Source organism: Brotocaccenecus cirricatena, assembly GCF_020687045.1.
Classification (GTDB): domain Bacteria; phylum Bacillota; class Clostridia; order Oscillospirales; family Oscillospiraceae; genus Vescimonas; species Vescimonas cirricatena.
This window is the reverse complement of record NZ_JAJEPW010000113.1, coordinates 1-5006: the sequence shown is the minus strand read 5'-3', so window position 1 is coordinate 5006 and position 5006 is coordinate 1. Positions and strand designations below refer to the sequence as shown.

5 protein-coding genes are annotated in these 5006 nt (G+C 62.6%); 3 read left to right on the top strand and 2 right to left on the bottom strand.

Annotated features, from left to right (window positions below; translation table 11 throughout):
• Positions 1–438: 438 nt before the first annotated feature.
• Genes LKD37_RS16965 through LKD37_RS16955 form a run of 3 tightly spaced genes read left to right on the top strand, consistent with a single transcriptional unit; the run spans position 439 to position 4313 of the window.
• Positions 439–2622, top strand: a complete 2184-nt coding sequence (locus LKD37_RS16965) for an ATP-binding protein (RefSeq protein ID WP_302930252.1) — start codon at positions 439–441, stop codon at positions 2620–2622.
• A gap of 8 nt (positions 2623–2630) precedes the next feature.
• Entirely contained in the window at positions 2631–3461 is an 831-nt protein-coding gene (locus LKD37_RS16960) for a putative ABC transporter permease (protein WP_302930251.1), read from the top strand.
• A 33-nt stretch (positions 3462–3494) separates the two neighbouring features.
• Positions 3495–4313, top strand: a complete 819-nt coding sequence (locus LKD37_RS16955; RefSeq protein WP_302930250.1) for an Mrp/NBP35 family ATP-binding protein — start codon at positions 3495–3497, stop codon at positions 4311–4313.
• A gap of 174 nt (positions 4314–4487) precedes the next feature.
• Here the strand turns inward: LKD37_RS16955 and LKD37_RS16950 are convergent, their stop codons facing one another.
• On the bottom strand, positions 4488–4673 hold the full coding sequence (locus tag LKD37_RS16950; protein WP_276693436.1) for a hypothetical protein: 186 nt from the start codon (positions 4671–4673) through the stop codon (positions 4488–4490).
• Between the two features lie 16 nt (positions 4674–4689).
• Positions 4690–5006: hypothetical protein (locus tag LKD37_RS16945; protein WP_302930249.1), on the bottom strand; the 317-nt coding region annotated here is incomplete at its 5' end.

Here is a 5006-nt window from a genome sequence, read left to right as displayed (position 1 = left end):
TATCAACACAGCGTTTCCGCTGAGCTAATCATTTTACAGAGCTATTTTCCATAGCTTCATAAACTCTGCTCAAACACCGGGTAATTGACTAAACCCCAGCGTCCGAGCTTTTCAGTTGCACATCTTCATGTGCTCCCGTCTGGTGCTTTGTTCGTTCATTGTTTAATTTACAAGATACACGCTCCGCATCCGCGGAACAGATTCATTATACCGCGGATCATCCGCTTTGTCAAGGCTTTTTTGAACTTTTTTAAGGTTTTTCGGAAGCCTCAACGCCGCGTCACACACAGCTTTGATAGAATACCAGACCTGGCAGGAAATGTCAACCCCCTTTTTGCAAAAAACCTAAAATTTTTGAATATCTCCTATCAGGTGACAAAATGGCCGCCGTATGCTATACTATGGAGACGACCTTATCTATAAAGGAGGAGCTTCCTCTTGCACATTCTCGAGATGCAGGCCGCCTATGGGCGGCTGCGGGGCGACAGTCTCCGGCTGGAGCCGGGGCTGAACCTGATCTATGCCCCCAACGAATCCGGCAAGTCCACCTGGTGCAGCTTCATCCGCACCATGCTGTACGGCCTGCCCACCCGCCAGAGCGGTCCCCTGGCAGACAAGAACCGCTTCGCCCCCTGGACCGGGGAGGCCATGCAGGGGCGGATGGACCTGGAAACCGGCGGCCAGCGCTGGACGGTGCTGCGGGACACCCGCCGCGCCAGCGCCCCCATGCAGAATTTCGCCTGCACCTATACCGGCACGGCCCAGCCGGTGCCGGAGGTAAACGGCCAGAACCTGGGAGAGACTCTGCTGGGCGTACCCCGGGAGGTATTCCAGCGCAGCGCCTTCATCGGCCAGAGCGGCCTGGCCGTCAGCCAGGACCCGGAGCTGGAGCGCCGGATCGCCGCCCTGCTGTCCACGGGACAGGAGGACGTGTCCTATTCCGAAAGCTATGACCGGCTGAAAAAGCAGCTGAACCGCCGCCGCCACAACAAGACCGGGCTGATCCCCCAGCTGGAGCAGGAGCAGGCCCGGCTGGACGACGCCCTGCGCCGTCAGGCGGAGCTTACCGCCCAGCTGGAAAACGCCCGGGAACAGCAGTGCACCGCCCAGACCCGGGTAGAGGAGCTGGAGCAGCGCCGGGCCCAATGGGAGGCCCTGGAAAAGCAGGAGGCCCTGCGGCAGTGGCGGGAGACCCAGGAGGACCTGACCCGCCGCCGCCAGCAGCTGACGGCCCTGCAGCAGCTGGACGGCGATCTGCCGGACCGGGACACCCTGGCCCGGATGCAGGCTCAGCTGGAACTGCTGGATCAAGCCGGGGGGACCCTGACCCAGGCCCGGCGCATCGCTCAGCAGCGGCAGACGGAAGCCCGGGAGGCTCAGGAAGCCTGGTCGGCTCACCCGCTGTACCCCAACAACGAAAACCAACTGCGGCAGCAGGCGGAGGCCATGACGGCTCCCGCCGGGCCGGGGAAGGCCCTGCCCATCGCCGCCGGGGTGCTGCTGTGCGCCGCCGCTGCGGCGTTGGCCCTGTTGCCGGCTCCGGCGAAGCTCATCGCCGCCGCCATAGGCGCAGCCGCCGCCGTGGGGCTGTTCCTATACTATATGGTATCCCGCCGCCGGGCCGCCGCTGCCGCCCAGACGGTGCAGACCCGGAAGACGGCGCTGCAGCGGCAGGCGGAGGAGTATCTGCGTCTGCGGGAGGACGCCCGGCAGGCGGAGGATGCCGCCCGGACGGCCGCGGCCTCTGCCGAGGGTCTCACCCAGCAGCTGCAAGGGCAGCTGGTGACCCTGCTGGCCCAGGTGCAGCCCTTCTGGCCCGAGGCCAACGGCGCGGACGGCGTTCGCGTGGCCCTGACCGCCGCCCTCCGGCGCCGGGAAGCACTGGACGGCGCCGCCCTCCAGGTGCAGAAGGCCCAGATTCGGTGCGATGCCATGTCCCGGCACCTGCCCCAGCCGCCGCTGCCGGACCCGGAGGAGACCCTGCCCCGGCCGGTGCTGTCCCGGGAGCAGATAGACGCCGCCCTGCCCCAGGTCCGGAATCAGCTGCGGGAAGCCCGCTCCCGGGTGGACAGCCTTACCGGCCAGCTGCGGACCATGGACAGTCCCGAGAGCCTACAGGCCCAGCGGGACCAGTGCACCCGGCGGCTGGAGGCCCTCCAGGCGGAGTACGACGCCATCGCCCTGGCCATGGAGGCCCTGACCCAGGCCAACACCGTCCTGCAAACCCGGTTTTCCCCGGCCCTGGGGGCGGAAACGGCCCGGATTTTCTCCGCCATCACCGGCGGCCGGTACGACAAGGTGCTGCTGGACCGGAACCTGTCCCTCAGCGCCCAGCCCGCCGGGGACGCCATGCCCCGGGCCCTATCCCTGCTGAGCCAGGGGGCGGGAGATCAGCTGTACCTGGCGGTGCGGCTGGCCATCTGCCGGATGGTGCTGCCCCGGGATAAGGCCGTGCCCCTGATCCTGGACGATGCCCTGGCCAACTTTGACGACCAGCGGCTGGCCGCCGCCCTGGACTGGCTGCTGGAGGAGAGCCGCAGCCGCCAGATCCTGCTGTTCACCTGCCACCGGCGGGAGGGTGACTATCTCCGGGACCGCGCCCACGTTATATCCCTGAATTGAGGTGTTTTATGTTTCTGCCCCTGAATAGCTTTGAGAATATCTGCGTATGCTTCCTGCTGATGATCATCTACAGCACCGCCGGATGGATAGGCGAGATGATCTATCACTCCATCGTCATCAAGCATTTAAGCGAAAAACGCGGATTTCTCAACGGATTTCTCTGCCCCATCTATGGACACGGCGCGCTTTTGGTGTTATATGTATTAAATGGCGGGCTGAAGAATCCCCTTCTGACCTTCCTGGCCGGTATGGTGCTGACCACGGCCCTGGAATATTTCACCAGCTGGATGATGGAGGCCATTTTCCACATGCGCTGGTGGGACTATTCCAACTGCAAGTACCAGCTCAACGGACGCATCTGCCTGACCAACTGCATTTTCTTCGGCCTGGGCTGCGTGCTGCTGTGCCATGTGGTGAACCCGCCGGTGCTGCGGTGGCTGATGGGCATCGGACCGGAGTACACTGTGCCTGTGGCGTCCTTCATCTTCGGCCTGTATATCATGGACAACGTTCTGTCCATCTGCAGCGCCTTCCAGCTGTCCCACCGGCTGGACAAGCTGCAGAAGATCCAGCAGGAGATCCGCCAGCACCTGGACGAAAAGGCCCAGCTGTACGGCAATCGGGTGGAGGAGCTTACCGGCCGCCTGATGAACGGCCTGGAGAAGGCCAGCGACGAATATCTGCAGGAGCGGGTGCTGCGCCTGGCCCAGCTGCGCAGCGGTGCGGATATGTTTGAGCGCCGTCTGCTGCGCTCCCACCCCAACCTGCGCTCCAAGCGCCACGGCAGCAAGCTCATCGACGTGCTGCGGCAGAAGAAGGACGGCGTCGTCAAGAAATAATTTCTACAACATAATTATAAAGGAGAATTGATTATGAGCGATTGTACCCACGATTGCAGCAGCTGCGGTGAAAGCTGCGCGGAGCGCCAGGGGGGCAGCCCCTTCCAGATCAAGCCCCTGCGGGAGGGCTGCCGGGTCGGCAAGGTTTACGGCGTGGTATCCGGCAAGGGCGGCGTCGGCAAGTCCATGGTCACCAGCCAGCTGGCCGTCACCATGCAGCGCCGGGGCCACAATGTGGCGGTGCTGGACGCCGATATCACCGGCCCCTCCATCCCCAAGGCCTTCGGTATCCATGGCCGGGCCGTGGCCACCGAGGATGCCATTCTGCCGGTCATCACCGGCACCGGCATCCAGCTGATGAGCGTGAACCTGCTGCTGGAGCACGAGACTGACCCCGTCATCTGGCGCGGCCCCGTCATCGGCGGCGTGGTCCAGCAGTTCTGGGGGGACGTGCTGTGGCAGGACGTGGACTATATGTTCGTGGATATGCCTCCCGGAACCGGCGACGTAGCCCTGAACGTGTTCCAGACTCTGCCGGTGGATGGCGTCATCATCGTGGCCAGCCCCCAGGAGCTGGTGAGCATGGTGGTGCAGAAGGCCGTGAAAATGGCCCAGATGATGAACATCCCCATTGTGGGCCTGGTGGAGAACATGAGCTATATCACCTGTCCCGACTGCGGCAAAAAGCTCTATCCCTTCGGCGAGGGCAAGACCCAGCAGGCCGCTGAGGAATACGGTCTGCCCCTGCTGGCCAGGATGCCCATCGACCCGGAGCTGGCCCACCTGGTGGACCTGGGCCGCATCGAGGATTTCCAGGGCAATTGGCTGGACGCCGTGGCCGACAAGCTGTAACTCCATTGGGGAGGGGGCTTCGCCCCTCCCCCTTTTTCGCGCCCGTCCCCTGTAGGGGGCGGCGTCCCCGACGCCCCGCCAATGATCCGTTCCCTGTCCGCGGACAAGGAATCTCTGCCCCCCACGAATAAAGCAAGCCCCGGGTGTGGCCCGGGGCTTGCGTTATTCGTTCTGTCAGCGACGGTCACGATAGACGGGACACTTCTTGTATTCCTCGCCGTAGTCGGGGTTGCAGGTGTACTTCACCTGGGGGTCGTTGGTGGCAAACCGCTTGCCGCACAGCTTGCAGACATACTCGTCGTTGTCATAGCTGCTGAGAAACCCCTTGCTGATGTAGTCCAGATAGTAACAGCGCGCCATGATCATTCCTCCTTGATTAGAAATATGTTTTTGGCTTCAGCCGCAAAAGAACATGATCGGAGGTGTAGTAAAAAAGAAAAAAGATTTCCCCGTCAGAATGGGCATGCTGCTCACTTCGGCGTACCGCCTCATCCGAAACATCGTATTCTCCGCCCAATACCCGATTAATGGCATTTCCCAAAGCGACCTGCGGGCGCAAAAGAAGCTCATAGTCTCCGTAATGTAGCATGCAGTTGTATACGCGCTGGAGGGTCGTCACTCGGTTTGCAATGAAGTCATATGTCCGGGTGACGCCGTTGGTGCGGCCAGTGACACGGTCATCGTAGACAACGA

Excerpts from the sequence above, each read along its gene's own strand:
- LKD37_RS16950 (WP_276693436.1), bottom strand. The coding sequence starts at position 4,673 with ATGGCGCGCTGTTACTATCTGGACTACATCAGCAAGGGGTTTCTCAGC.
- LKD37_RS16955 (WP_302930250.1), top strand. The coding sequence starts at position 3,495 with ATGAGCGATTGTACCCACGATTGCAGCAGCTGCGGTGAAAGCTGCGCG.
- LKD37_RS16960 (WP_302930251.1), top strand. The coding sequence starts at position 2,631 with ATGTTTCTGCCCCTGAATAGCTTTGAGAATATCTGCGTATGCTTCCTG.